The sequence below is a fragment of the Comamonas sp. CAH-2 genome, assembly GCF_009668305.1.
GTDB lineage: Bacteria > Pseudomonadota > Gammaproteobacteria > Burkholderiales > Burkholderiaceae_C > Comamonas > Comamonas aquatica.
Genome location: NZ_VSWF01000029.1, coordinates 1 through 25,116, shown reverse-complemented (window position 1 = coordinate 25,116; position 25,116 = coordinate 1). Strand labels below are relative to the sequence as shown.

The 25,116-nt window shown below is 58.3% G+C and carries 23 protein-coding genes and 1 pseudogene; 13 read left to right on the top strand and 11 right to left on the bottom strand.

Annotated elements, in window-relative coordinates; all coding sequences use genetic code 11:
- The first annotated feature begins 201 nt into the window (after positions 1 to 201).
- From FYM52_RS14290 to FYM52_RS14260, 7 genes are all read left to right on the top strand, one after another.
- Positions 202 to 1,110: a class I SAM-dependent methyltransferase gene (locus FYM52_RS14290; protein ID WP_154164583.1), complete on the top strand. Its 909-nt coding sequence runs from the start codon at positions 202 to 204 to the stop codon at positions 1,108 to 1,110.
- 478 nt (positions 1,111 to 1,588) lie between these two features.
- Positions 1,589 to 3,157 carry a cytochrome c oxidase subunit II gene (gene coxB / locus FYM52_RS14285; protein ID WP_154164582.1) on the top strand — a complete coding sequence of 523 codons (1,569 nt, stop codon included), beginning with the start codon at positions 1,589 to 1,591 and terminating at the stop codon, positions 3,155 to 3,157.
- 35 nt (positions 3,158 to 3,192) lie between these two features.
- Positions 3,193 to 4,824: a cytochrome c oxidase subunit I gene (ctaD, locus tag FYM52_RS14280; protein ID WP_042415009.1), complete on the top strand. Its 1,632-nt coding sequence runs from the start codon at positions 3,193 to 3,195 to the stop codon at positions 4,822 to 4,824.
- A 4-nt stretch (positions 4,825 to 4,828) separates the two neighbouring features.
- Positions 4,829 to 4,984: a cytochrome oxidase small assembly protein gene (locus tag FYM52_RS14275; RefSeq protein WP_154164581.1), complete on the top strand. Its 156-nt coding sequence runs from the start codon at positions 4,829 to 4,831 to the stop codon at positions 4,982 to 4,984.
- Positions 4,985 to 5,002: 18 nt separating this feature from the next.
- Positions 5,003 to 5,608: a cytochrome c oxidase assembly protein gene (locus FYM52_RS14270; RefSeq protein ID WP_154164580.1), complete on the top strand. Its 606-nt coding sequence runs from the start codon at positions 5,003 to 5,005 to the stop codon at positions 5,606 to 5,608.
- Positions 5,605 to 5,805 (top strand): DUF2970 domain-containing protein, encoded by a 201-nt coding sequence (locus FYM52_RS18780; RefSeq protein WP_179954956.1) that lies wholly within the window; start codon positions 5,605 to 5,607, stop codon positions 5,803 to 5,805. Before FYM52_RS14270 ends, FYM52_RS18780 begins: the two co-directional genes overlap by 4 nt.
- Before the next feature lie 56 nt (positions 5,806 to 5,861).
- Positions 5,862 to 6,743 (top strand): cytochrome c oxidase subunit 3, encoded by an 882-nt coding sequence (locus FYM52_RS14260; RefSeq protein ID WP_042415000.1) that lies wholly within the window; start codon positions 5,862 to 5,864, stop codon positions 6,741 to 6,743.
- 139 nt (positions 6,744 to 6,882) lie between these two features.
- On the opposite strand, the gene FYM52_RS14255 is transcribed toward FYM52_RS14260, so the two are convergent.
- Positions 6,883 to 7,113 carry a DUF2909 domain-containing protein gene (locus FYM52_RS14255; protein WP_154164578.1) on the bottom strand — a complete coding sequence of 77 codons (231 nt, stop codon included), beginning with the start codon at positions 7,111 to 7,113 and terminating at the stop codon, positions 6,883 to 6,885.
- 24 nt (positions 7,114 to 7,137) lie between these two features.
- Between FYM52_RS14255 and FYM52_RS14250 the strand changes: the two genes are divergently transcribed.
- From FYM52_RS14250 to FYM52_RS14235, 4 genes are all read left to right on the top strand, one after another.
- Entirely contained in the window at positions 7,138 to 7,914 is a 777-nt protein-coding gene (locus FYM52_RS14250; RefSeq protein ID WP_238826224.1) for an SURF1 family protein, read from the top strand.
- Positions 7,895 to 8,590 (top strand): hypothetical protein, encoded by a 696-nt coding sequence (locus FYM52_RS14245; protein ID WP_154164577.1) that lies wholly within the window; start codon positions 7,895 to 7,897, stop codon positions 8,588 to 8,590. Before FYM52_RS14250 ends, FYM52_RS14245 begins: the two co-directional genes overlap by 20 nt.
- 85 nt (positions 8,591 to 8,675) lie before the next feature.
- The gene (locus tag FYM52_RS14240; protein WP_154164595.1) at positions 8,676 to 9,293 is read left to right on the top strand and encodes an SCO family protein; all 618 of its coding nucleotides are present in this window, start codon (positions 8,676 to 8,678) and stop codon (positions 9,291 to 9,293) included.
- A 120-nt stretch (positions 9,294 to 9,413) separates the two neighbouring features.
- On the top strand, positions 9,414 to 11,150 hold the full coding sequence (locus FYM52_RS14235) for a bifunctional diguanylate cyclase/phosphodiesterase (RefSeq protein ID WP_162524737.1): 1,737 nt from the start codon (positions 9,414 to 9,416) through the stop codon (positions 11,148 to 11,150).
- Between the two features lie 81 nt (positions 11,151 to 11,231).
- Here the strand turns inward: FYM52_RS14235 and FYM52_RS14230 are convergent, their stop codons facing one another.
- The 7 genes from FYM52_RS14230 to FYM52_RS14200 all read right to left on the bottom strand — a co-directional run bounded on the left by FYM52_RS14230 (position 11,232) and on the right by FYM52_RS14200 (position 18,162).
- Complete coding sequence (locus tag FYM52_RS14230; protein ID WP_154164575.1) at positions 11,232 to 12,233, bottom strand: tripartite tricarboxylate transporter substrate binding protein; 1,002 nt, start codon at positions 12,231 to 12,233, stop codon at positions 11,232 to 11,234.
- Positions 12,234 to 12,362: 129 nt separating this feature from the next.
- Positions 12,363 to 13,307, bottom strand: coding sequence for an RNA polymerase sigma factor RpoH (rpoH, locus tag FYM52_RS14225; protein WP_042414991.1), 945 nt, complete (start codon positions 13,305 to 13,307; stop codon positions 12,363 to 12,365).
- Between the two features lie 149 nt (positions 13,308 to 13,456).
- Complete coding sequence (locus FYM52_RS14220; protein WP_154164574.1) at positions 13,457 to 13,786, bottom strand: hypothetical protein; 330 nt, start codon at positions 13,784 to 13,786, stop codon at positions 13,457 to 13,459.
- 385 nt (positions 13,787 to 14,171) lie between these two features.
- A complete protein-coding gene (locus FYM52_RS14215; protein WP_154164573.1) occupies positions 14,172 to 15,137 on the bottom strand; it encodes a tripartite tricarboxylate transporter substrate binding protein in 966 nt (321 codons plus the stop codon).
- Between the two features lie 33 nt (positions 15,138 to 15,170).
- Positions 15,171 to 15,947 (bottom strand): enoyl-CoA hydratase/isomerase family protein, encoded by a 777-nt coding sequence (locus tag FYM52_RS14210; protein WP_154164572.1) that lies wholly within the window; start codon positions 15,945 to 15,947, stop codon positions 15,171 to 15,173.
- An 8-nt stretch (positions 15,948 to 15,955) separates the two neighbouring features.
- Positions 15,956 to 17,026: an acyl-CoA dehydrogenase gene (locus tag FYM52_RS14205; protein WP_154164571.1), complete on the bottom strand. Its 1,071-nt coding sequence runs from the start codon at positions 17,024 to 17,026 to the stop codon at positions 15,956 to 15,958.
- The gene (locus FYM52_RS14200) at positions 17,023 to 18,162 is read right to left on the bottom strand and encodes an acyl-CoA dehydrogenase family protein (RefSeq protein ID WP_154164570.1); all 1,140 of its coding nucleotides are present in this window, start codon (positions 18,160 to 18,162) and stop codon (positions 17,023 to 17,025) included. The genes FYM52_RS14205 and FYM52_RS14200 overlap by 4 nt, the downstream gene beginning before the upstream one ends.
- 98 nt (positions 18,163 to 18,260) lie before the next feature.
- Between FYM52_RS14200 and FYM52_RS14195 the strand changes: the two genes are divergently transcribed.
- On the top strand, positions 18,261 to 19,433 hold the full coding sequence (locus tag FYM52_RS14195; RefSeq protein WP_154164569.1) for a CaiB/BaiF CoA-transferase family protein: 1,173 nt from the start codon (positions 18,261 to 18,263) through the stop codon (positions 19,431 to 19,433).
- A gap of 3 nt (positions 19,434 to 19,436) precedes the next feature.
- Complete coding sequence (locus FYM52_RS14190; RefSeq protein ID WP_154164568.1) at positions 19,437 to 20,063, top strand: TetR/AcrR family transcriptional regulator; 627 nt, start codon at positions 19,437 to 19,439, stop codon at positions 20,061 to 20,063.
- A gap of 202 nt (positions 20,064 to 20,265) precedes the next feature.
- Here the strand turns inward: FYM52_RS14190 and FYM52_RS14185 are convergent.
- From FYM52_RS14185 to FYM52_RS14175, 3 genes and pseudogenes are all read right to left on the bottom strand, one after another.
- Positions 20,266 to 20,888 (bottom strand): annotated as a pseudogene (locus FYM52_RS14185) (glutathione S-transferase family protein).
- 346 nt (positions 20,889 to 21,234) lie between these two features.
- Positions 21,235 to 22,815: a hypothetical protein gene (locus FYM52_RS14180; RefSeq protein ID WP_154164567.1), complete on the bottom strand. Its 1,581-nt coding sequence runs from the start codon at positions 22,813 to 22,815 to the stop codon at positions 21,235 to 21,237.
- The gene (locus FYM52_RS14175; RefSeq protein WP_154164566.1) at positions 22,815 to 24,650 is read right to left on the bottom strand and encodes a hypothetical protein; all 1,836 of its coding nucleotides are present in this window, start codon (positions 24,648 to 24,650) and stop codon (positions 22,815 to 22,817) included. The genes FYM52_RS14180 and FYM52_RS14175 overlap by 1 nt, the downstream gene beginning before the upstream one ends.
- Positions 24,651 to 25,116: the final 466 nt, after the last annotated feature.

The following is a 25,116-nucleotide window of genomic DNA, read 5'->3' as shown; positions in this document are numbered from 1 at the left end:
CTGCCAGCAGGACTGGCACAGCACATCGCGGCAGGGCCAGGCGCGGCAGGCCCCGCATTGGCTGGGAAGCGACAGCGCCGCAGGCGCCAAACGGGATAGCCATGCTGGCCAGCGCAGTTGCATGGAATCAATATACTGCCGCGTTCCCTTGGGCCGCGATGCCGTGTGGCGGAGGGGTGCTTTTTGTGTATTGGCCTTTGCATGTCTGAAAACCTGCCCCCCACCATTGATCCCGTTGCCGCTGCGCGCTGGCACCAGGCGGCGCCTGTGCAGTCCCCCTGGTTGCACGAGGAGGTGGGGCGCCGGATGGAGGACCGCCTGCAATGGATCCGCCGCACGCCCCAGCGGTGGTGCGACTGGCAGCCGGTACGGGGCGGTCTGCAGGCCCACGATGCGGTGGCGCAGCGCTATGCCCAGGCCACCTGCTATGTGGTGGAAACGGCGCCGCGTATGCAGGCCGCTGCCCAGGCGCGCTGGTCCAAGCCCTGGTGGAGCCCCGACCGCTGGGCGGGCGCCAAAACCGTGGTTGGCCAGCCACCGGCTGGCAGTGTGGACCTGCTGTGGGCCAACATGCTGCTGCACACCCAGTCCCGCCCCGAGGACATGCTGCAGCAGTGGCACCAGGCCCTGGCAGTCGATGGTTTCGTGATGTTTTCCTGCCTGGGGCCCGACACGGTCAAGGAAATGCGGGACTTGTACCAGCAGCTTGGCTGGCCGGCTGCAGGCCACAACCTGACCGATATGCACGATTGGGGTGACATGTTGGTGCATGCCGGGTTTGCAGAGCCGGTAATGGACATGGAAACCATCACGCTGACCTTTGCCAGCCCCGAGCGCCTGCTGCAAGAGCTGCGCGAGCTGGGCTGCAACCTGCATCCCCAGCGCTTCGCCGGCTTGCGCGGCCGAGGATGGCTGGCGCAGCTGCATGCGGCCCTGGGGCAGCACCTGCGGGTCGAGCACAGCGAAGGGCAGTTGGCCCTGACGTTTGAGCTGGTCTATGGCCATGCCTTCAAGCCAGCGCCGCGCGTGGCGCTGGAGGGCGAAAGCACGGTCTCGCTGGACCAGATGCGCAGCATGCTCAAGCAAGGCCGGGAGCAGGGTTTGCGATAGGCGAAACGCCGTTTTAGCTGCTTTGATTTACCGCAAAGCACACTACAATTTTTTCAAACTACTGATAGCAAGCACTGTCGCAGGGCCAAGGCCCGGGCATTGCAAAGCCAACGGCCCAAGGCCATCAGGGAGACAAAATTGGTGTGTCGCTATGCCTTGCAGACAGGCTGGATTGCAACCCCCGCGTCAGCCTGCAGTGTGTTTGTTTCTTTTCGCCGTGCATGCCAGCGTGCGTGTGTCCGGCACTTCCACCGATCGCTTTCTGCGCAACGTCCTACAGCACGTTGTCGCCGCAGTGCCTCGCTCTGCTTGAAATCCCTGTGCGCCTCGGCCGACCCGTCGCGCAGACTGTGTCTGAGTCAGCTGGGCACATCGCGCCAGGCGCCCTGATCGCACCGCTGTGCCCACCGGCTGAACCGCCGTGATTCGGGCCAGCGCAGGCAACGGATTTCCAGAGGCTTAGATGCAAGTGAGAAGTATGAAAAGCAGAATCTTTCGACTGGTTTCTCTGTGCACCGCCGCGACATACGGGCTGGCCACGGCAGCGTATGCCGTCCAGGATTTGCCCGGTGGCCCCGCTGTCAAGCAATTGAACCTGCATCCACCGGTCACACGGATTGCGCAGGAGCAGCATTTCCTGCACTGGATGATGTTGTCCATCTGCGTGCTGATCTTCGTCGGCGTGTTCGCGGTGATGTTCTATTCCATCTGGAAGCACCGCAAGTCGCAGGGTGCCAAGGCGGCCAACTTCCATGAGTCGGCCACGGTCGAAGTGGTGTGGACGGTGATCCCCTTCATCATCGTGATCCTGATGGCCCTGCCGGCCACCAAGGTGCTGGTGGCGCAAAAGGACACGACGAATGCCGAGCTGACCATCAAGGTGACGGGCTACCAGTGGAAGTGGGGCTATGACTACCTCAAGGGCCCCGGCGAGGGGCTGAGCTTTCTGTCCACCCTGGACAGCAGCCACCGCGCCATGTCCGACAGCGGCAATCTCTCGAACGCCCCCAACGATTACCTGCTGCGGGTCGACAACCCGCTGGTCGTGCCGGTTGGCAAGAAGGTGCGCATCATCACCACCGCCAACGACGTGATCCACAGTTTCATGGTGCCGGCCTTCGGCATCAAGCAGGATGCGATTCCCGGCTTTGTGCGCGACACCTGGTTCAAGGCGGAAAAGCCCGGGGACTATTACGGCCAGTGTGCGGAGCTGTGTGGCAAGGAGCATGCCTACATGCCCATCCACGTGAAGGTGCTGGAAGCCACGGCGTATGCGGCCTGGGTGGAGCAGCAGCAGAAACTGGCGTCGGCCAAGCGCGACGACCCGACCAAGGAGTGGAAGCTGGACGAGCTGGTGGCGCGGGGTGCCAAGGTGTATGCGGCCAACTGTGCCGCCTGCCACCAGGCGAACGGCAAGGGGGCGGGGCCCATCAAGCCGCTGGATGGCAGTGCCCTGGTCAAGGGTTCGCTGACGGAACCGATGCACGTGCTGCTGGAAGGGCGGGTGAATGGCACCATGCCTTCCTGGAAGCAACTGAGCGATGTGGAGCTGGCGGCCGTGCTCACCTACGTCAAGAACAACTGGAGCAACCACACCGGAGAGGCGGTGCAGCCTGCCCAGTTCACCGCCGCACGTGCCGGCAAGTTCCCTGAGGGCGGGACTGCTGCCCCTGCGGCACCCGCTGCCCCCGCCCCTGGTGCTGCGGCCGAGCCTGTGGCCTCCGTGGCTGCCCAGTCCTACCAGGTGTTCTTTGCCACGGGCCAGGGCAGCCTGGACGACCAGGCACTGGCCACTGTCCGGCAGGCGGCCCAGCAGTTGGCGGCGCAACCGAATGTGAAGATCGTGCTCTCCGGCTTTGTGGATGCCACGGGCAGCGCGCAAGTGAATGCGGAGCTGGCCAAGCAACGCGCCCAGGCGGTGGCCAAGGCGTTGACCGAGGCCGGGATTGCGCCGGAACGCCTGGAGCTGCGCAAGCCCGAAACCATCACCGACAGTGCAGGTGCGAGCGACCAGGCCCGCCGCGTCGACATTCTGGCCGCGCAATGAGTGCAAGCACAAGACAGCGATTGGGAGATCTGTAGATGAGCGCCATTTACCCACCTTCTCACGATGCGGCACACGATGCGCACGGTGACCACCACCATGCCACGCCCACCGGCTGGCGCCGCTGGCTGTACGCCACCAACCACAAGGACATCGGCACGCTGTACCTGCTGTTCAGTTTCACCATGCTGATGGTGGGGGGCGTGCTGGCCTTGCTGATCCGGGCCGAACTGTTCCAGCCCGGGCTGCAGCTGGTCAACCCCGAGCTGTTCAACCAACTGACCACCATGCATGGCCTGATCATGGTGTTCGGGGCCATCATGCCAGCCTTCGTAGGCTTTGCGAACTGGATGCTGCCGCTGCAGATTGGCGCCAGCGACATGGCGTTCGCGCGCATGAACAACTTCAGTTTCTGGCTGATGGTGCCGGCAGGGATGTTGCTGGTGGGCTCGTTCTTCATGCCCGGTGGCGCGCCTGCTGCGGGCTGGACGCTGTATGCACCGTTGACACTGCAGATGGGCCCGTCCATGGATACCAGCATCTTCGCCATGCACATTCTGGGCGCCAGCTCCATCATGGGTTCGATCAACATCATCGTGACCATCCTGAACATGCGCGCGCCCGGCATGACGCTAATGAAGATGCCCATGTTCGCGTGGACCTGGCTGATCACCGCCTACCTGCTGATCGCCGTGATGCCGGTGCTGGCCGGCGCCATCACCATGACGTTGACTGACCGCCATTTCGGCACCAGCTTCTTCAACCCCGCTGGTGGCGGTGATCCGGTGATGTACCAGCACATCTTCTGGTTCTTCGGCCACCCCGAGGTCTACATCATGATCCTGCCGGCCTTCGGCATCATCAGCCAGATCGTACCGGCCTTCAGCCGCAAGAAGCTGTTCGGCTATGCCTCCATGGTCTACGCGACCAGCTCGATCGCCATCCTGAGCTTCATCGTCTGGGCGCACCACATGTTCACCACGGGCATGCCGGTCACGGGGCAGCTGTTCTTCATGTATTCCACCATGCTGATCTCCGTGCCCACGGCTGTGAAGATCTTCAACTGGGTGGCCACCATGTGGCGTGGCTCCATGACCTTCGAGACGCCCATGCTGTTCTCCGTGGGCTTCATCTTCGTGTTCACCATGGGCGGCTTCACCGGGCTGATCCTGTCGATGGCGCCCATCGACATCCAGCTGCAGGACACCTACTACGTGGTGGCGCACTTCCACTACGTGCTGGTGGCGGGTTCGCTGTTCTCCATGTTTGCGGCCTATTACTACTGGTCGCCCAAGTGGACCGGGGTGATGTATTCCGAAACGCGCGGCAAGATCCATTTCTGGGGTTCGCTGATCTTCTTCAACATCACTTTCTTCCCCATGCACTTCCTGGGGCTGGCCGGCATGCCACGCCGCTACGCCGACTATCCCATGCAGTTTGCCGATTTCAACGCGGTGGCTTCGGTGGGGGCCTTTGGCTTCGGTCTGATGCAGGTTTACTTCTTCGTGGCCGTGGTCCTGCCTGCCATGCGTGGCAAGGGGGAGAAGGCGCCGCAAAAGCCCTGGGAAGCCGCCGAGGGCCTGGAGTGGGAGGTGCCTTCGCCCGCGCCCTTCCACACGTTTGAAACACCTCCCAAACTGGACAGCACGGCCACCCGTGTGATTGGATGACACCATGACCAAGACAACGCACCGCAATGCCATGGACGACCGTACCGAGGCCTGGATGCTGCAGCGCCAGCGCAATGCGCGCATGGGCTGGATCCTGGGCTCGATCGCCGTGGCCTTTTTTGTCGGCTTTGTGGCCAAGATGGCCCTGCTGAGCGGCTGACCGCTGCGGAGTACCGAGATGAACAAGCGCCGCGCCAATCTGCAGATGGTCACCAAGCTGTTGGTGATCACCGTGGGCATGTTTGCGTTTGGCTACGCGCTGATCCCCATCTACCGCCATGTGTGCGAGGCGCTGGGCATCAACATCCTCAGCATCTCCGAACGCCAGGTGCCCGGCAATGGCGCGGTGGGCCGGTTGCCGGCCAACACCCAGGTCGACACCAGCCGCACCATCACGGTGGAATTCGACGCGAATGCGCGCGGCCCCTGGGACTTCAAACCCGAGCGCCATTCCCTGCAGGTGCATCCAGGCGAACTGGCCACGGTGATGTATGAGTTCCAGAACGTGCAGGACCGGGCCATGGCCGCGCAGGCCGTGCCCAGTTATGCGCCGCGCCAGGCTGCCCCCCATTTCGTGAAGATGGAGTGTTTCTGCTTCAACCAGTACGAACTGGCGCCGGGCGAGAAGAAGAAATGGCCCGTGGCCTTCGTGATCGATCCGCGCATTCCCAAGGATGTGACCACCATCACCTTGTCGTACACCTTTTTCGAGGTGGGCGGGCGCATTCCCGCAGCGCCGGTGGCGGCCAATGCCTCCGCCGCGGGAGCAGGGGGGGCGTCTTGAGCACCTCGCCCAATCCCTCGCCCTCGTTCTGGCGCACGATCAAGGCCGTGGCTTGGTCGCTGCTGGGGGTGCGCAAAGGCAGCGAGTGGCAGCAGGACGCTGCGCAGGTCCGGCCGCTGCAGATCGTGGCCGTGGGCCTGGTGGCGATCTTTGCGTTCGTGCTGTTGTTGATCTGGGTGGTGAATTGGGTGGTCTAGCGCACAGCGCCGGGCCGCAAGAGCAATCGTTTTGACGCGTGATGACAGGAGCTGACATGGCGACACCGCACACTGCAAGCACACCGTACTACTTTGTGCCTGCCGAATCCGGCCACCCCATCTGGGCGGCCGCTGGCCTGTTTTTCGTGGTGCTGGGCGCCGGCATGTGGATCAACGACCACCAGTGGGGCATGTGGAGCCTGCTGTTCGGCATGGTCTGGTGGCTCGTGGTGCTGTTCCGCTGGTTCCGCGAGGCCGCGCAGGAAAGCGAACGTGGCCTGTTCGGGCGCAAGATCGACCTGTCCTACCGCTGGAGCATGAGCTGGTTCATCTTCTCAGAAGTCATGTTCTTCGGTGCCTTCTTCACCGCACTGTGGTGGGGGCGGGCGCACTCGGTGCCCGCGCTGGGCAGCCTGGACAACGCCTTGCTGTGGCCCAATTTTTCGGCAGTCTGGCCCAGCGTCATGCCGGGAGCCACGGCCTCCCCGGCTGGCACGGTGGAGCCTTTCCAGACCGTGGGGCCGTTCTGGCTGCCCACCATCAACACCGCGCTGCTGCTGACCTCGGGCGTGACGCTGACCATCGCCCACCACGCCCTGCGCCTGGGGCAGCGCGCCAAGACGATCGGCTTCATGTGGCTCACGGTGCTGCTGGGCATCACCTTCCTGTGCGTGCAGGGCTATGAATACTTCCACCTGTACACGGACCTGAACCTCAAGCTCAACTCCGGCATCTTCGGCTCCACCTTCTACCTGCTGACGGGCTTCCACGGCTTGCACGTGTTTGTCGGCATGCTGATGCTGCTGTTCATCACCCTGCGCCTGCAAAGCGGCCATTTCACGGCCGAGCGGCATTTCGGCTTTGAAGGGGCAGCCTGGTACTGGCACTTTGTGGACGTGGTCTGGCTGGGCCTGTACGTGCTGGTCTACTGGATGTGAACGCCGCCAGGGCCTGCGCCCTGGCACCGGAGGGAGTTTTGAAAAAAAGAGAGCAGCTAGCGCATGTCAGTCCAAGGATTCAATATCCAAGCATATTGAATGCCTCAGAAATTCAGCGCAAGCAGCTCTCTTTTTTATGTCATGCAGCGCGTAGCAAGCCCGTGGGCTGGATGTACCCCAGCTTCCATGCCAGCAGCAGGCACAGGAACAGCACCACGGACAGCCCCACACGCCAGGCCAGCGCGCGGGCCATGCGTTGGCTGCGCTGGGCATCGTTGGCGCCAATGTCGCCTTTGCGCAGCAGGAAGAACCCTGCCGCCGCCAGGCAGGCCAGGATCGCCAGAAAGAACAAAGCCACTGCGTATGTCATGCGGCCCATTATGGGGAGCTGCCCATGATGCGCAAGCGGGGCAACCTGTGGCGCTGGCTGGCCACCCTGGGCGGCATGCTGGGGGTGGGCGTGGCCATCGCGCTGGGGTTCTGGCAGCTGGACCGGGCGGCGCAAAAGCAGCAGCGGCACCTGGCGATGCAGGCCCAGGCTGCGTCACAGCCCCTGGATGCCACCGGCGTGCAGCAGGCACTGCAGGCCCAGGCTGGCGATGTGCAGGCGCTGCTGTACCGGCCGGTGGTGCTGCAAGGCCAGTGGCTGCCGGCGCACAGCATCTACCTGGACAACCGGCAGATGCAGGGACGCCCAGGCTTTTATGTGTTCACCCCCCTGCAACTGGGCAGCGGCCAGACCGTGCTGGTGCAGCGTGGCTGGATTGCGCGCAATTTTCAGGACCGGCAGGCCTTGCAGGCGGTGCAGACCCCTGCGGGTCCGGTGACGGTGCAAGGCTGGCTGGCCGGCCCACCCGCCCGCCTTTACGAGCTGGGTGATGCCCAGGCCAGCGATGCCCAGCACCTGCAGATCCGGCAGAACCTGGACCTGGAGGCCTTCGCCCAGGCCAGTGGCCTGTCCCTGTGGCCGGTGACCGTGGTCCAGACCGGTGCTGCCAGCGAAGGCCTGTTGCGCGCCTGGCCGCAGCCTGGCAGTGGTGTTGCCACCCACCACGGTTATGCCTTCCAATGGTTCGCCATCTCTGCCGTCCTGGCGGTGATGGTTCTGTGGTTTCAATGGCTGCGGCCATTCCGTAACGTCCAGGCTTCCCATGTCGCACAACCAGACTGATTTGCAGCCCCTGGGGCTGACCGTCCACAACCCACCCAGCATCCAGGCCTTGCGCGCGCAGGCCCATAACGCCCAACGCCAGCGCACGGGACGCTGGAAGATGCTGGCCGTGCTGCTGGTCTGCGCCGCCCCGGTGGTGGCGTCCTATTTCACGTACTACGTGATCCGCCCAGAGGGGCGGCGCAATTTTGGTGAATTGATCGAACCGCAGCGCGCCCTGCCTGTCGGCCTGATGGCCCGCACCCTGCAGGGGCAGGAAGTGCCGCTGGCCCAGTTGCAGGGGCAGTGGCTGCTGCTCAGTACCGCGCCCGGTGCCTGCGATGCCGCGTGCGAGCAGCATTTGTACCTGCAGCGCCAACTGCGTGAAAGCCTGGGTCGCGACAAGGACCGTATCGACTGGGTGTGGCTGATCCAGGATGGTCAACTGCCGCCCGCGCGTTTGCAGGCGGCCTTGCAATCGGCCCAGGTGCTGCAGGTCGATGCTGCCGCCTTGGGCGCCTGGCTGCAGCCTGCCGCCGGGCATGCGCTGTCGGAACACCTGTATGTGATTGACCCGCAAGGCCACTGGATGCTGCGCTTTCCCGCGGGCCTGCAGGCCGCCGACGCCGCCAAGGCCCGGCGCGATCTGGAGCGCTTGCTGCGGGCCTCGTCCTCGTGGGACCAGCCGGGACGCTGACATGGCGCAAACCCGGGCTTGCGGGGGGCCTTCGCCAGTCGGTTATGGTTGCGGCATGGACCGCCTGAATTTGTCGAAGATTGCCATGTACAGAAGAAATGCCTTGCAGACCCTGATTGCAGGGGCTTTTGCCACCGGGGCTGTCACCCTGCTTGCCGGGTGCAAGCCAGCGCCGATCAAGTTCGAGGGCGTGGACATCACCGGCGCCGAGTACGGCAAGGACTTTCCGTTGCCAGATGCTAAGGGCCAGCGCCGTTCCGTGAAGGATTTCGCCGGCCAGGTGGTCGTGGTGTTCTTTGGCTATACCCAGTGCCCGGATGTCTGCCCGACGACCCTGCAGGAGCTGGTGGAGGCCAAGGCCTTGCTGGGGGCGCAGGGCGAACGCCTGCAAGGGGTGTTTGTGTCGCTGGACCCGGACCGCGACACCCCCGAAGTGCTGCGCGCCTATGCCGAGGCCTTTGATCCCCGGATGGTGGCGCTGACCGGCTCCAAGGACGACATCGCGGCTGTGGCCAAGGACTTCAAGGTTTTCTTCAAGAAGGTCGAGGGCCGCCAGCCAGGCAGCTATACGCTGGACCATTCGGCGGGCCTGTACCTCTACGATCCCCAGGGGCGCTTGCGCGTCTACCACCGCTATGGGCAAGGCGCGCAGGCGTTGGCCAAGGATGCCAAGGCTTTGCTGGATGAAACTGCAGCCGTCTAAGCCTTCCGCCCGCTGTGGGCTGCCGGGTGCATGCCGCCGTTGCAAGGCACTTGCCCATGTGACCGCGCATGCAAGTCAGGCTGGCTGCTGGACGGCGGTGAGCAGCCATCGGGCTGGCACATGAGCAATACCGGATTCGCCCCAGCATCGCACCCTGCGGCCCGTTCGGGCGGTGCAGCCCCGGCGGCGGAGGAGGCGATGCTGAACGACTGGATGCTGGAGGCGTGGAATGCCGCGCCCGACGGTATCCTGTTGATTGATCCGCAGGGGCGCATTCTGGTGAGCAATTCCGCGATGGGCTTGATCTCCGGCTTTTCGGCCGAGGAACTGCGCGGACAGCCGGTGGAAATTCTTCTGCCCGAAGCCTTGCATGCGCAGCACCGGGGGGATCTGCAGCAGTTTTTCCAGCAGCCGCGCAGGCACAACATGGGGCAGGGGCGCATCCTGTGGCTGCAGCGCAAAGACCGGGTGCAGCTTCCTGTGGACATCGCCCTCGGCAGCTTCTTGCGCAAGGGGCAGCCCTTGGTGGTGGCTTTTGTGCGGGATGTCACCGACATGCGGCGCATGGAAGAGCGCATGCAGTACCAGGCCACGCACGATACGCTCACAGGCCTGGGCAACCGTTGGGCATTCCAGCAGCACTTGCAGGAGTGCATGCAGCAGGCCCAGGTCACGGGCGAGCCATCGGCCCTGCTTTTGCTGGACCTGGACAATTTCAAGGCCATCAATGATGGGTATGGCCACCCGGCAGGCGACCATGTGCTGCAGGAAGTGGCCAAGCGCCTGAAGGCGGTGCTGCGCAGCCAGGGCTGGCTGGCGCGTCTGGGGGGCGACGAGTTTGCCGTGCTGCTGCCCCATGCCGATGCCGACGTTGCGGCCCAGTGGGCCGAACAGATCCTGCATGCGATGCAGGCGCCTTGTGCGTGGGGGCAGGTGCAACTCGAGTTTGGCACCAGCATCGGGGTGGGCCTTTCTCCGCTGGATGCGCGCGATCCCCCCAGCTTGATGCGCTGTGCGGACATGGCGATGTACCGCGCCAAGGAACGCGGCCGTGGCAATTTTGTGTTCTATGAGGAAAGCATGGGCCACGCCATGGCTGAGAAAGTGCTGCTGTCGGAGCGCCTGCGGCTGGCCCTGGGCTATGGCGGCATTCAGTTGCACTACCAGCCCCAGATCGAAACGGCCACAGGCAAGGTCTGTGGTGTGGAAGCCCTGCTGCGCTGGACCGATCCTGTGCTGGGGGAGATCCCGCCGGATCGCTTCATTCCGGTCGCAGAGTCTTCGGGATTGATCCTGGGGCTGGGTAGCTACGTGCTGGATGCTGCATGCCGGCAAATCCGTGCATGGATGGACCAAGAGCGCCCTGTGCGGGTGGCGATCAACCTGTCGCCCCAGCAACTGCGCCAGCACAACCTGGTGGACCAGGTACGTGCGGCCCTGGTGCTGCACCAGGTACCTGCCCACTGGCTGGAGCTGGAAGTGACCGAGTCCCAGGCCATGCAGGACCCGGAGCATGCCTGCCGCGTCCTGGGAGAGCTGGCGGAGCTGGGGGTGGGACTGGCGCTGGATGATTTTGGCAACGGGCATTCATCGCTGGCCTATTTGCAGTTCTTGCCGGTCCGTCGTTTGAAGCTGGGCAAGGATTTCATGCGTGCCGGTCGCCTGCGGGACAAGTTGCTGGGCGCCATGGTGCAGCTGTGCCATGCCCTGGAGCTGGACATGGTGGCCGAGGGGGTGGAGACCGAGGCCCAGCGGGCGCAGCTGGAAAAGCTGGGGTGCCGGTGCTACCAGGGCTGGCTGTCGTCCAAGGCCATGAGCGCGTCACAGTTTGATGCTTGGCGTGTGCAGCACCTGTGAGTGAGCACCGCACGCACCGGGTGGACTGGCCAAAAAAAGCCGCCACAAAGGAGCGGCTTGGCGATCCAGTGGGTGTGTGATTTACTGGTTGCTGATCTTCTGTTCCTTGATCAGGCGGCTGAGTTCCTGGGTGTCTTTCTGCACGCGGTTGGCCAAACCTTCGGGCGAGGTGGCCACCATCTGCCAGCCCTGCTGAAACAGCTTTTCGCGCACTTCCGGGGTGCGAGCAATTTCTACCAGCATGCCAGCCAGCTTGGTGCGCAGGGCCTCAGGCATGCTGCGGGGGGCCGCAAACGCATTCCAGATCTGCAGGTCAAAGTCTTTGATGCCTGCTTCCACCAGGCTGGGTACCCCGGGAGCCAGCGCGCTGCGCCCGCTGGACGTCACACCAATCAGCCGCAATTTGCCGGCTTGCGCCTGGGACAGTGCCAGCGCTGGTGGCAGCAGGGCCATCTGCAGCTGACCGCCCAGCATGGCGGTGGCAACCTGGGGGTAGCCGCTGTAGGGGATATGGATCGGGGCGATGCCGCTGCGGGCCTTGAGCAGTTCGGTGCCCAGATGGCCGATGGTGCCAATCCCCGGAGTGCCATAGCTCCACTTGTCACCGGCGGCGCGTGCAGCCGCAAAGAAGGCCTTGGCATCGGCGTTCTTGGGCACACCAGCTTGCTCGACTGGCGCGGTCAGCACCAGCGGGGACACCCCGATGAGCGAGAGTGGAGCCAGGTCCTTGAGCGGGTCGTAGGGGGCCGCAGGGTTGAGGATTTTGGCAATCGTCATGTTGCCGTTGATCATCAGGCCGATGGTGTGGTCGTCCTTGGCGCGGGCCACTTCGGCGGCACCAATGTTGCCACCTGCGCCCACCTTGTTTTCCACGATGACGGGTTGCCCCAGCAGCTTGGACAGAGGATCGGCAAAGGTGCGGGCGGTCAGGTCCGGCGAGGAGCCCCCGGGGAAGCCCACCACGATGCGCACGGGCTTGGATGGCCAGTCGGCAGCAAAGGCCAGATGGGTGCTGGCGGCGGCCACCAATGCGGTGCCTGCAGCCAGGACAGAACGTCGGGTGAGGGGGCGGAGAAAGTTCATGGTGGCTATGGATGCGGAGAAAGTGCGAGAAATCTATGGGCTTGGGTGGAAAAAACAAAGCCCGGAAATTATCCGGGCTTGGTAGGGCTGTCATCTGGCCGGTGGAGGCCAGATGGTGCCGCAGCACATTCAGGCAAACTCGGTCAGCGCTTTTTTCATCTTTTTCATGGCCGCCACCTCGATCTGGCGAATGCGCTCGGCGCTCACGCCGTATTCGGCGGCCAGTTCGTGCAGGGTCATGCCCCCGGAGCCATCGTCGTTGACCTTCAGCCAGCGTTCTTCCACGATGCGGCGGCTGCGGGCATCCAGGCTGTCCAGCGCCTGGGCGATGCCGTCGGTGGCCAGCACATCGCGCTGGCGCGACTCGATCATCTGCGTGGGTTCGTGTGCAGCGTCGGACAGGTAGGCAATCGGGCCGAAGGCATGTTCGCCATCATCGCTGGGGGAAGGGTCCAGCAAGACGTCACCGCCAGCCAGACGTGTTTCCATCTCCATGACCTCTTCACGCTTGACGTTCAGTTTGGCGGCCATGGCGTCGATCTGCTGCTCGGTCAGCGTATCGCGCAGGGTCAGTTCGTCGTCCAGGGCGGCATCGGCCTGCATGCCTTGCTTCATGGAGCGCAGGTTGAAGAACAGCTTGCGCTGGGCCTTGGTGGTGGCCACCTTGACCATGCGCCAGTTCTTGAGAATGTATTCGTGGATCTCGGCCTTGATCCAGTGCATGGCATAGCTGACCAGGCGCACATTCTGTGCGGGGTCAAAGCGCTTGACGGCCTTCATCAAGCCGACGTTGCCTTCCTGGATCAGGTCGCCCTGGGGCAGGCCATAGCCCAGATACTGGCGCGAGATGGAGACCACCAGACGCAGGTGGGACATGATCAGGCGCCCGGCGGCATCCAGGTCGTTGTGTTCTTTGAGCTTGCGCGCGTAGTCTTGCTCTTCCTCTTGGGTGAGCATGGGCAGCCGGTTCACGGCCGTGATGTAGGCATCCAGATTGCCCAGAGGTGGCACCAAGGCCCAAGGATTTGCAGGTGCCAAGGCCGAAGCCGCAACGGTGCCGGTGGTATAGGTCATTGCAGTCATCCTTTCATCCATTGCTTCATGTTAGCACTCTCTGTGACTGAGTGCTAAGTCATAAGTTCCCAAGCTTTTGCGGCTGCGGGAAATAGCAGGCAGAGTGGCCGCACGGATGTTGTCGATTCACGTTGAGTTTTGTACTTTTATCACTGAGTGTTGTACTTTTGAGTAAATGTAATCCATTGTTTTTTAAGGAAAAATTGGTTTTTTTGGGTTTTCAATTTGGTGATTCGTATATCTAAATCACAAAAATCTTCGAAAACCAGTAGAAAGGGGCAGATCACTGTGTATGCGGGCGTATTGTTCTCCTGGGCAATCCGTTTGCTGTGGGCGCTGCTCAAGGCTGTATCGAAAGTCAGTGCAGCTGGCCTGTTGTCGATGGCTAAAGTGATGCGAATGATGCAGCGATGTGTTGCTGTATGAAGAGCGCTATCGGCCAGATTCTGTTGTTCAGAGCATGACAGCGAACGACACATCCAGGCTGGTTGCAGCTGCTGGGATTTGGCAAGCTTGTGACTGCTGCTGCCGATACCAGACGTTGACCTGCTATCTAACTAGACGTCCGCTGTGCACCTCAAACCGGAAGCTGGTTGCAACGCAGTGCGCGAGACAACCTTAACGACAGCTCTTCTAAGCTGCGAGCTGGTGCTTCCGACCCATTGCGGTCGCCGCAAGATCACTTGCCAGCGTCTGCTCTCGGCGATTGATGCCATTCGACCATGGGGTCGTGAATGACGACATTCTGCCCAGCAACAGTCATTTAATAAAAAGGGCTGATGCTATTAATTAATGTGAAAACTAAATGTAATGGGGAACAGTCATTCTGAAAATTTGATCAAACTGACCGCTCCCCCGATATATTTAAAGTTTTTCTAGCCCTGCCGACTCCGCAGTTTTCTCCCACATCTCTTTTTCGTCAATCACAAAACGTCGAAACGCATCGTTGGTCAACGGAAGAACGGATTGACCAGAAGATTCAAGAGATTTTTTAAATTCAGGAGTTGCTAGCACTTTTTCCATGGCTTTGCCAATCTTTTCTGTGGCCACGGTGGGCGTGCCTCTCAAAGACACAATCCCACTCCAAGCTTTGACATCCAGCATTTCAAGTTTAGGAAACTTGTTTGCATAAGGACCAGAAAGCTCACCAGTTACACCAATTGCTTTTACTCGACCATTTTCGATCATGGGAATCGCAACACTTGGAGACAAAAAAGCGAAATCCAAAATTCCGCCTGCAATGTCTGTGATGGCATGTGAGTCACCGCGGTAGGGTACTCCTTGCGCAACGATGCCTGTCTTGTGTTTGAACAGAGCAAGTGTTAATTCTTGAGTGTTGCTCACTGTACCTGCGCTGAGTCCTTCCTTGGATTGTTTGGAAGCACTGATCAACTCTTTTACGTTACGAAACTTCGAGTTGACGTTAGTCACCAGCACCGATGGATAGGCAGCAACGGAACCGATGTAGTCAAAGTCGTTGTTCACATCAAATGGCAATTTTTTAAAGCGTGCAGGAGCAACGCTCAAACTTCCGCTGGTAATAAACAGCAGGTTATATCCATCGGCTTTGCTGCGTTTCAGTTCAGCTATGGCATTTTGGCCATTTGCACCAGGTTTATTTTCGATAATGACGGAGGTACCTAGCTCTTTGCTAATTCCATCGGCCACAAAGCGCGCTGCAGAGTCTGTGGGGCCACCTGCGGCAAAGCCAACAATCATGCGGATTGGCTTGTTAGGCCAATTTTCATTGGCTACTGCCATACCTGCAGGCAAGGCCAACATAGGCAGTAATGCCAGCAAATTTCGTCGTGAAAATTTAAATTTATTCATGTTGTCTCCTTTTATAAATGGCTGAATTAATACTCAGTCCTCAAAGTTAGGGTTGCGCCGCTCTTTGGCTGCGTTTACACCCTCCAGCAAATCTGCTGTATTCATCTGCACGGCTTGTATTTCGCTTTCACGTACTACAGCTAAGCGCACCCGATCCATAAAGTCGCCACGCAAAGTGGTACGCGTGGCTTGCACGGCACGTGGTGAAGAAATAGCGATCTCATGCGCTAAGGCCAGCGCATGCGCACGCACTTCGTTTTGTGCAACTACTTCATCCACCAGACCGATTCGCAGCGCTTGCTCTCCCCCGATGCGGGCGCCGGTGTACAGGAGCTTGGCGGCGTGTTGCTTGCCGATCAGATGCGGTAGCGTGAATGACAAACCAAAGCCTGGATGAAAGCCCAGACGGTTGAAGTTGGCTGAGAATTTCGCTTCTGGGCAGGTGATGCGAAAGTCCGCTGTCAACGCAACACCCAACCCACCGCCAATAGCTGCCCCCTCAACGGCGGCGACTACCGGTTTAGAGCAGCCATACAGGCGCACGGCTTCGGCATACAGCGGATTGGTTTGTTTGACGCTGCGTTTTTTTTCTCGTGTAGATTTGTCCGCGAAGTCAGCACCTGCACAAAACGACTTCCCGTTGGCACACAGCAAAATGACGCGAATTTTTTTGTCAGCTTCAAATGCTTCCCATGCATCGGCTAGAGAGGCAATCAAGGTCTGATCAAAAAAGTTATGCGGCGGTTTGTTCAGTTCAACGATGCCGATGTGACCCTGCTTGGAAATGTTAAGGATGGCGTCTTCTGTCATCACATTCCTCATGCGGGGAGCACACGCTCGGTCAGGTGGTGCCAGAAGCTTGTACCAGGTTGCTTGGCATACGCTTGGCCAATCATTCGAGCCCACGTAGTGGCGTTACCAAAGTCTCCACGCCATGCCCACAGACGTCGGGTAGCAAAATTCAGTGCATGTTCATAGGTAAAGCCAATTGCGCCGTGAACTTGGTGTGCGATTGATGTTCCATTGGTCACAGCATCACCAGTGCAAACCTTGGCAGCAGCCACACTGAACTGAGCTTGTTCGGAGTTCAGTCGATTGACATATGGCATGTCTTTACAGGCCATATATGCCGCTGCACGAGCCACAGCCACTTCGCCAGCCATGAGTGCCAATTGCTGCTGAATAGCCTGGTTTTTGCCAATCGGTTTACCAAATTGCACGCGGTCTTTGGCGTATTGCACGGACTGGTCCAGTGCAAATTCCAACGCACCGACCATCATCACTGCACGTGCGCAAGCGCCACAGGTTTGGATGGAATCTTCAAAATTCGTAAACGGGTTACTTATCACGGCATGGGGCTGTACGCCGTTTAGTACCACACGGTCACTGGGCATGTTGGATGTGTCCGTGCCCGCTTGAACTTGCGCCCCTTGGTCGGACAAATTGAACAAGGCAATTTCTTGCGCTGACAGCGTGACCAAGCACCACTGTGAGTGCTGTGCCCATTTCACGCTTTGGATCTCTCCTTGCAACAAGCCTGTGCTGTCACGACTGAGCTTGGCCTGCGCTTTCGCTGCAATGCAAATAGGGTGTTGTGTGTTCAGCGTGTGTCCTGCTGCTGACAAAATTAGGCGTGCAATTGCAGTCTCAGCCACCGGCAATGGAACTTGCGAGTAACCCAAATGATAGAAGATAGGGTATGCATCTTCCCAAGAGGCTTCAATGCCGCCATCGGATTCTTTGCAAAACAACTGGGTAAAGCCAGATTCCAGCACTTGCTCCCACAAGGTTAGAGGGAACACGCCTTTTTCTACAGCTTCGATCAAGCCTTTATCGACTTCGTTGGCAAACAGTTTTTGCGCTGCGTCGTTAATAAAATCGTTGTTCATCTCAGTCCCATTCCTCTTGCAATAATTCCACGCAAAATTTCTCTGGTGCCACCACGTAAAGAGAACGATGGCGCAGCCATAGATAAGAAGTTCATCACTTGCTCGAGATCTGAGCCGGTGCCAATGTGTTCGCCAAACTTGTCATGTGCGATGTTTGGCATCAACTGTTCCATCAGTGCGCCTTGGTCTTTCACCACCGAGGCTGCAAGCGCAGGGTCTTCGCCCTTGGACATCATCAAAGCGATGCCTTGCGACATCTGACGCAGTGCGGCGTATTTAGCGATCAAGCGTCCAATCGCTTCAGTTTGGTCTTCACGCTCAGGTTCGGTGGCGTCAATCATTTCGATCAGCATTTGTGTGCTGCTCAAAAAGCGTTCAGGGCCGGAGCGTTCGTACTTCAGCTCACTGGTGACTTGCTTCCAGCCTTCACCTTCCACTCCAATCAGGTTCTCATCAGGCACGAACACGTTGTCAAGCACTACTTCGTTGAAGATGTGTGTGCCCAGCTGTGAATAGATGGGGTTGACCTCTACGCCTTCTCGATCCATTTCCACTAGGAACTGGGTCATGCCGCCGTGACGATCCTCGGACTTCTCGCGTGTCCGTACCAGTGCCACCATGTAGTTGGCATGGTGTGCTCCTGAGGTCCATACCTTGGTGCCATTGAGGACCCAACCGCCCTCAACTTTCACAGCCTTGCTTCGGATAGATGCCAGATCTGAACCCGAATCTGGTTCACTCATGCCTATGCAAAAGGAGCATTCGCCACTGACAATCTTGGGCACGATCTTGGGGGCCAATGTGTCTTGCGCATAGCGCATCAACAGCGGGCCCATTTGGCGATCTGCCGACCAGTGCCAACCCATGGGCGCACCTACAGCCAGCATTTCTTCCAGCATCACGTAGCGCTCCAGCATGGAGCGCTCAGCGCCGCCGAACTTTTTTGGCCACGTCATGCCAATCCAGCCGCGCTCGGCCATCTTCTTGGTCATTTCAGGGTCACGTCCCGACCAGTTGTAGGCGCGCTTCTCTTTGGAGTATTTGCTAATCTCCTCCTGCGCAAACGCGCGTACCTCTTGCCGCAATAGCTCACATTGCGGTGGTAGCTCTCCAAGCTCGATGTGCAATCCGTCCATGTTTTTCCTAACTTGCTTGTTGACAAACAAATATATATAGTGACTGCAACTGATGTCAACTCAGTAGAAACGTTAGCTAAAACAAAACAGGAGCAAACATGGGCCCCCTTCAAGGAATTCGGGTAGTGGACTTAACTGCGGTAGTGTTGGGGCCACTGGCCACTCAAGTGCTGGCTGACTACGGTGCAGATGTGATCAAGGTTGAGCCAGTGGAAGGGGACCTGATGCGTGCCAACGGCATGTCACGCAATCGCGGGATGAGCTCAACGTTCATGAACCTGAACCGCAACAAGCGCTCTTTCGCTGTTGACCTGAAGACGCCCGAAGGCTTAGAAGCTGTCAAAAAGCTCATCGCCACTGCAGATGTACTGGTGCACAACATGCGTGTTAAAGCCATCAACAAGCTTGGCCTGGGATATGAAGCAGTGAGCCAGATCAAGCCAAATATCGTTTACTGCGCAGCAACAGGCTTTGGCGAAAATGGTACCTACGCGGGACAGCCAGCATTTGATGATGTCATTCAGGGCGCTTGCGGGATGGCTAGCCTGGTCGGCAGCGAGAGCAATAAGCCTGAGTACCCACCCACGCTGCTTGCAGACAAAGTGGCTGGAATTGCCACCGCCAACGCGGTTCTGGGAGCATTGGTTCACCAAGCACGTACCGGTGAAGGGCAGTATGTAGAGGTGCCGATGTTTGAAACTATGGTCGCTTTCACAATGACCGAACACATGGGTGGCAACGGCTTTAGCCCCTCTATTGGTCCAGCAGGCTATGCACGACTGCTCAAGGGTGGGCGCAAACCTACGCCCACCAAAGATGGCTATTTGGCTTTATTGCCCTATACAGAAAAACACTGGGAAGCATTCTTTACGGCGCTTGGTCGCAAGGATCTGTTTGAAAAATACGACCTCAGCAACCGCCATGAGCGTAACAAGCGCATCCATGAGTTGTATGCAGATCTGCGCTCGGTCACAGCTGACTTCACCAGCGCCGAACTGATGCAGTTGTGCCGCAAGTTGGACATCCCCGTCACTGAAATTTTCAGCATTGACAACATCCACGAGCACAGCCACGTCAAGAGCGTGAATTTGTTTGAAGAGCATGATCACCCCACCGAGGGTCGCATCGTATCAATCCGTCCAACAGCACTTTTCGCTAAAACACCCTGTAAGATCGAAAGACCGTGCCCCAATATCGGTGAGCAGACGCTAGAAATATTGAGCGAGTTGGGTGTGGATCAAGCTTTTATTCCAAAGGCTGCCAAAAAGTAAATCATGGCTGAAGAATCAAATACACCAAAAACGCAGATCCAAAGAAGAGAAGAAGCAGTTCGCAAAATCTTAGATGCCGCGATTGAGCTGATCGCTCAACGTGGGGTCAAAGAAGTGACCATGGCTGAGATCGGCATTCATGCTGGCTACAGTCGGGGATTGCCGCATCAACACTTCGGCAGCAAAGAAAATTTGATAAATGCGGTTCTTCACGCGATTGTCGAGAAATTCAATCAGCGACGAACAAATCAAAAGCCTGTACCAGATGGCGTAGAGAGCATCAAAGCCTTGTTCTCTACCTATCTGCAGCGAGATACAGCCTCTTGGCAAGCATCCAAGGCATTCATATTTTTGATCTCTGATGCTTCTTTAGCGGAAAGTCCTCACCGAGATTTTATTAACAAATTAAACAAGAAAAACGTAGATTTCATAGCTAAGCATCTTTCGATAGCACGTGCAGGCGTTAGCGAAGCTAGCAATCATGCGCTGGCGGTCGTGCTGATGAGCACAATGCGGGGTCTTGCCTTGCAAGCCTTGACTGACTCAGAAATGAACTTCAACGAAATAATTAGGGCCTTGAACTTCATCTTGGACAAACAACTACACGAAAGCAATGCCATCTCAGAATGAATTGCTAGTGATGCTTCATTTGCAGTAATCAGCATTTACTCAAATTTTCAGACCACGGCCAGGCGTACGCAAAACCTCCGCTAAATGACTGCTCTAAGTATCAGCAGTTATCGGTATTGGTGTCTTGAACGACTGCAGTCAGCCTAGACCTGCCGCCGGCGGTTTTGACCCGAAGGACTGCTCATGGCGGTTAGCCGCCCTCTCAGGGCATTCCATTTCTGCCATAGAGTCGATAACCCGGCCTACGGCTCAGCCGTTCGTAATAGTCCCGTACCGCCGGATAGTCCGGGTGCGCCAGCGGTGTTTCAAACCACCGGTTTACTGATAGGCCAACAGGTATGTCCGCAAGAGAGAACGCCGCGCCGCAAACATAGGCACCGGTTGAATCTAGTTGCCGATCTAGGATTCCCATATGCTTCGACCATTCTCGGCAACCGGTTGCCAGCGCATGGCTGTCCTGGTGTTCAGGAGAGTGCCTCACCAATGACATGAAGGCATAGCTCCAGGACTTGTTTAGATCTGTCGCCGGCCAGTCCTCTATTGGTCAACGCGCGCCCTCGCCAGTGCCTCGAGCGGGTAAATCTCCGCTCCTTTGTAGCGGTTGGCCAGATAGCGAATGATGGTGTTCGACTCCCACAAAACAAAATCGCCATCCTGGATGACTGGTACCATGGCATTTGGATTCAGTGCCATGAATTCCATCGTGTGGGTCGACTTGAAGCCTGAGCCCCAATCCTCACGCTCAAAAGGTATTTCCATTTCGGCACAAGCCCAGAGTACCTTGCGTACATTGATTGACGACGCCTTGCCCAACACGCGCAACATTTCATACCTTTCAACTGCGGAGTGACGCTTTCAGGTGAGTCTATGCGTGAGTATCCGCAACAAATTCACCACTTTTTCGCGCAGCAAATCCTCCAGCTGTTCGCGCATCAAAATCACCACGATTTCGTGCGATGAATCACCAGTCAGTTTTGAGGCTCGTGGCGTGTATTTAACGAACGTCAGGTGCGCAGCGATTGCTGCCCTTCATCTACGACCTCATCAGCGGCCGCTCTGTGGCAGATAGCTACCGCGAACTTTAAAGCGGCGTTGATTGATGCCCGTCAGGTACCACGTGTGCCTCCCCCGAGCAAGGGCAGCAAGCACGTGCGAATATCGAGAGACTCAGTCAAGCGTAGTACTTGAAATTGTGCTTCCAACTGGTTTGGGGAAGACCAGGATTTGCAAGAATAATCTCGCCGACTCGGTCAGAGTACTTAATAGTGATAGGTCGACCTTCCCCAAGCTGACATGAGTTGTAGTTCAGCTTGGTCAATCCCAAAATGTCTTTGGCCACCTGAACAATGTCACCTTCTCCAAATTGAATGGTAATTGAGAGGGGCACGGGAATCTCGAAGCCGTCATAGCTCGCGATGCGAGCTTTAAAGCCATTGGTGTACAGAAGACCGTGGCGGTTTGTCCGCTGCCAGAAGACGCCACGCTGGACTGGATACTGGCCTCGTTTTCCCACATCTGGATGGTCGTCGTAGCGGTACAAGCGCTGACCGCCACGGTCTTGGCGGACACGAATCGAGATGAGCTTCACTCCCTCTGGAACAGCCTTTAAAAATCCCTTGTATTCCTCTGGACTCACACCTGAGTGGGTATGCAGGAAAATCTCTTTTAGTGGTCGACCATCCTGTTCCTGGTAGGTCTCGATGGTGCCGCGCAGCAGCGCCTCTGCTTTTTCTGGCGGAAGGTGATATTCGCCCGTTTTGGCGGAGTACCAAGCACCAAATTCACCAACGAAAACAACGCCATCGCCGCTGTCCAAGAACATCTGTGCTGCGCAGCATGCCGTGCGCTTGTTTTCGGCCAGCTTATAGGCAAGGCCAACGTAGCAGACACCTTCTCGAGCCCAGGGCGTTTTCCACGGTTTCGCGCCGCATTTGTAGTAGATAGCTGTCCCGAAATTCCACAGCCGGTCAGACAGCGGATTCTCGCCTTTTTCGCCGAGACGAACCTTCGGCGTGATATGGAGCGTTGACTCCTTGATGATTTGCACTGGCAGGTCGAGCCCCATCAATCGACCCTTGAGCTGCCGGCGGAAATCTGGCGAGTAGCTACGAGATTCTTCGAACGTCTCCAAGGTATCGCGAACGGCGGTCACTGCCGCGTCCTCGAAGTCGTCAAACATTCCCTGCTGACCGGTAGCCCGGTCAACGATTGCCTGCTCTAGGAAAGACCGCTCGTTGCGGCTTCGTCCAGCATCGCTGCGCTTTCCAAGAGGAATGATTGAGTTCGGACGACAGTTTTCAAATACTTCATCGGGGACAACGCAGATGGCCAGTGCGGGGCGTGAATCGAGCTTTCCGAGCTTTTCCACCTGCTCCATATACAGGCCAGTGACCGCAAATGCGCGGTCGTGTTTATCGGCTTTACGTGATGCATCCGAGAGCTTCTCTGCATCAATGGCATAGCTGCGAACAGGTGATGGCCATTTGGTACCGAAGGCCACGTCAAAGCCTGGAAACGGTGGCCAAGCCCGATGTCTGGCAGGGTCGATGCAGGAGGCCGGTGTATTCAGCGCGGCGCACCAATTCTTCCAGGCCTCTATGCCACTAGCAGTGCCGAGAACAATGTTGTCTGGGAGCTGCTGCCTTGCCTCTGCAGGTCCGAAGAGGGCCAGTCCGTCATGCGGGTCTTCAGCGGTTTGGCCATGGCCAAATTCAAGAAGTGGCTCGCCCAGAAAATGAAATGTGTTGCTCATTAAGCTTCTCCAGCCTGGGGCGCGCCATCACTATCGTCCCCCTCGTCTTCTTCATCTTCGCGAGTCCTGTTTTCAGCGAGCTCCTCGCTCATATCGACCATTCCTGCGAGGGCATGCACGTCGAGTCCGACTGGGCACATCCATTTGAGTGGGGAGGTGCTCATCGTTACGGCTCGGCGTCCTTCGCCATATCGAATCAGGCCGGGTTCGGCTTCCAATGCTTGAACTACGCCAAGTAGTCGCGGGAGCCAGTCTTTGTTCCACCAATTCTTCGTCACCGCCTTGCGGCGTCGCCCCAGCTCTTTGAGCTCATAGACTTTGCCATTGAGGTCCGTCGGGCGGACATAGACGTTGACGACAACATTCCAGCTTCCATCAATGTCTCGCTGTGGCTGGAATTTAGGAGAAAGTTGGTAGAGGAATGGCGATGCCCGTTCGCCCCAGCCTTTGGTCCGTTTGCCGGTCAGGCTCACGCGGGTGTCTCGCCCGTCAACGTGTCGGATACGTTGCGTCCATGCTCCATCTTCGCGCTCCGGAAAATAATAGATTTTTCTGTCTGGACACCAAGCCAGTCCCTTTTGCGCACAAACGACGGTAAGGCTCCGGCGAACCAATTCCTTCGCGACATCCTCTGTCTTCTTGCCATCGCGCTCTGGGGTGTCGGTCCACAGAAATTCAGGGGTGCGTATTGTCTTGACAGAAGGAATGGCGTTCTCTGGAGGCGGAGTGAAGGCAACCAACCGGTAGGCATTCAACTCCACAAACGCCCAACTCGTTCTCAGTTCGTCGAGCTTTGCCGCGGATAACGCTGAGTGGAGGTCGTAGACCAACATCGTCTCAGGCAATCCCAGCGCGAAGATGTTTGCGAAAACAGGCTCTTCCTTTGCGACGGTGACCCGCGTAGGCATATAGTCGTTCAGCGCTATAGCTTTGCCCTGGTCGAGCATGATGTCTGGCTGAATTCCAAGACCTGCCAGCCTTGCCATGATTTGCTCAAGACCTGTGTTCCAGGAACGGGAGAAGTCTGCGGGGGTGGAAGAGCGTAACCGAGAGGGCAACTTTGACGGCTCAACCTCGGATGCTTTGCAGAGAAGCACCAGTGCTTCTTTCCCCGCCGCCAAAGCGCACCGCTCAAGCAGCAATTCGTCGGTCATGCTGGATTGCGACAGCACGGGGATGTATTGGGCGGCCCTTAGGTCAATGAGCTTCCGAACGCTCTCGTCTTGGTTTTCACCTGCGAAAGGTGCGGTGCCTCGGCACCAGACTCGGAAGCCCGCGAGCGTGAGTCTGCGCGAAAGCCAAGTTGCGAGCGCATGGTCGGAGTCGACATGGTCAATAACTAAGGTATCTCGGCTCTCTGCAAGCGATTCCCCCCCTGCTTGCGGAAAAAACGGAGGCGTGAAGATGCTGGGATGCTGCGCCAGGAGATGGCGTTGAGGTCCGACCAGTAGCACCCTTAATCTTTCCAAGTCGAAGAGGTCTAGCTTCCAACCGAACTCACTCTGGACGAGTGCATGAGCGCCATCCTTGTCCGCAGCGTTCAATGCTTCTGTGCATACGAAGACGAACAAATCTGGGTTGTGAGCTTGTTCGCGGACCCGAGAGCAGTCGCCTTTGAGCTTGGTCTTCCAGTCGCCCCGAACTGTGTATGCAAAGACGATTTTTCGCCCGCTCAAGTCGGACCGAATGATTGCGTCACGCCCTCCGTCACCGGTTCCCCCCAATGGGTCAATCCCGGGATAGTCGGTACCTGCAAGGAGACCTGAACAGAGCCGTTCGAAGTCGCGGTAGCTTGAGACACGCTCTAAGCAATAGGTGATACGGTCAGCAGACATATGTAGAGCATACGATGCAGCGGCCTCTCTGTTCACTTTTGCTGCAGGGCGGAAGGCTCATGTCGGTCACATAGCGTATTTGGCGAGCGTACGCTTGGACGCACAGCCGCTGCTTGAACCGTCCTCATCGAGCGCCGGCAATCAGCCTAAAGCAAGCCAACAACTACCGACTTCGGCTTTGCGGCGAATACCGCCCTTGGCCGTCAGTTTTCCAACTAACATTGGCTCTAGGAGATTCCACGCGTAGCAGATCCGACGCTAACCTCAAAAAAAGGGCAGAAGCCCACAACAAGATTCAGGGAGAAAGATTGATTCAACGGCAACTTGATCTGCCTGGGCTGTTAATTTCCACGCAAAACTGACCCGGCGGGCATGCGGACAAAAACTTGGACTATCAGAGGAGATAGTTCATGTACACATACGCAGACAGGATGCGAGCGGTTGAGCTTTACATCAGACTTGGATT

What these genes read in the sequence shown, in the direction of transcription:
- FYM52_RS14290 (WP_154164583.1), top strand. Translation starts at nt 202, where the DNA reads ATGTCTGAAAACCTGCCCCCCACCATTGATCCCGTTGCCGCTGCGCGC.
- coxB (WP_154164582.1), top strand. Translation starts at nt 1,589, where the DNA reads ATGAAAAGCAGAATCTTTCGACTGGTTTCTCTGTGCACCGCCGCGACA.
- ctaD (WP_042415009.1), top strand. Translation starts at nt 3,193, where the DNA reads ATGAGCGCCATTTACCCACCTTCTCACGATGCGGCACACGATGCGCAC.
- FYM52_RS14275 (WP_154164581.1), top strand. Translation starts at nt 4,829, where the DNA reads ATGACCAAGACAACGCACCGCAATGCCATGGACGACCGTACCGAGGCC.
- FYM52_RS14270 (WP_154164580.1), top strand. Translation starts at nt 5,003, where the DNA reads ATGAACAAGCGCCGCGCCAATCTGCAGATGGTCACCAAGCTGTTGGTG.
- FYM52_RS14260 (WP_042415000.1), top strand. Translation starts at nt 5,862, where the DNA reads ATGGCGACACCGCACACTGCAAGCACACCGTACTACTTTGTGCCTGCC.
- FYM52_RS14255 (WP_154164578.1), bottom strand. Translation starts at nt 7,113, where the DNA reads ATGACATACGCAGTGGCTTTGTTCTTTCTGGCGATCCTGGCCTGCCTG.
- FYM52_RS14250 (WP_238826224.1), top strand. Translation starts at nt 7,138, where the DNA reads ATGATGCGCAAGCGGGGCAACCTGTGGCGCTGGCTGGCCACCCTGGGC.
- FYM52_RS14245 (WP_154164577.1), top strand. Translation starts at nt 7,895, where the DNA reads ATGTCGCACAACCAGACTGATTTGCAGCCCCTGGGGCTGACCGTCCAC.
- FYM52_RS14240 (WP_154164595.1), top strand. Translation starts at nt 8,676, where the DNA reads ATGTACAGAAGAAATGCCTTGCAGACCCTGATTGCAGGGGCTTTTGCC.
- FYM52_RS14235 (WP_162524737.1), top strand. Translation starts at nt 9,414, where the DNA reads ATGAGCAATACCGGATTCGCCCCAGCATCGCACCCTGCGGCCCGTTCG.
- FYM52_RS14230 (WP_154164575.1), bottom strand. Translation starts at nt 12,233, where the DNA reads ATGAACTTTCTCCGCCCCCTCACCCGACGTTCTGTCCTGGCTGCAGGC.
- rpoH (WP_042414991.1), bottom strand. Translation starts at nt 13,307, where the DNA reads ATGACCTATACCACCGGCACCGTTGCGGCTTCGGCCTTGGCACCTGCA.
- FYM52_RS14220 (WP_154164574.1), bottom strand. Translation starts at nt 13,786, where the DNA reads ATGTGTCGTTCGCTGTCATGCTCTGAACAACAGAATCTGGCCGATAGC.
- FYM52_RS14215 (WP_154164573.1), bottom strand. Translation starts at nt 15,137, where the DNA reads ATGAATAAATTTAAATTTTCACGACGAAATTTGCTGGCATTACTGCCT.
- FYM52_RS14210 (WP_154164572.1), bottom strand. Translation starts at nt 15,947, where the DNA reads ATGACAGAAGACGCCATCCTTAACATTTCCAAGCAGGGTCACATCGGC.
- FYM52_RS14205 (WP_154164571.1), bottom strand. Translation starts at nt 17,026, where the DNA reads ATGAACAACGATTTTATTAACGACGCAGCGCAAAAACTGTTTGCCAAC.
- FYM52_RS14200 (WP_154164570.1), bottom strand. Translation starts at nt 18,162, where the DNA reads ATGGACGGATTGCACATCGAGCTTGGAGAGCTACCACCGCAATGTGAG.
- FYM52_RS14195 (WP_154164569.1), top strand. Translation starts at nt 18,261, where the DNA reads ATGGGCCCCCTTCAAGGAATTCGGGTAGTGGACTTAACTGCGGTAGTG.
- FYM52_RS14190 (WP_154164568.1), top strand. Translation starts at nt 19,437, where the DNA reads ATGGCTGAAGAATCAAATACACCAAAAACGCAGATCCAAAGAAGAGAA.
- FYM52_RS14180 (WP_154164567.1), bottom strand. Translation starts at nt 22,815, where the DNA reads ATGAGCAACACATTTCATTTTCTGGGCGAGCCACTTCTTGAATTTGGC.
- FYM52_RS14175 (WP_154164566.1), bottom strand. Translation starts at nt 24,650, where the DNA reads ATGTCTGCTGACCGTATCACCTATTGCTTAGAGCGTGTCTCAAGCTAC.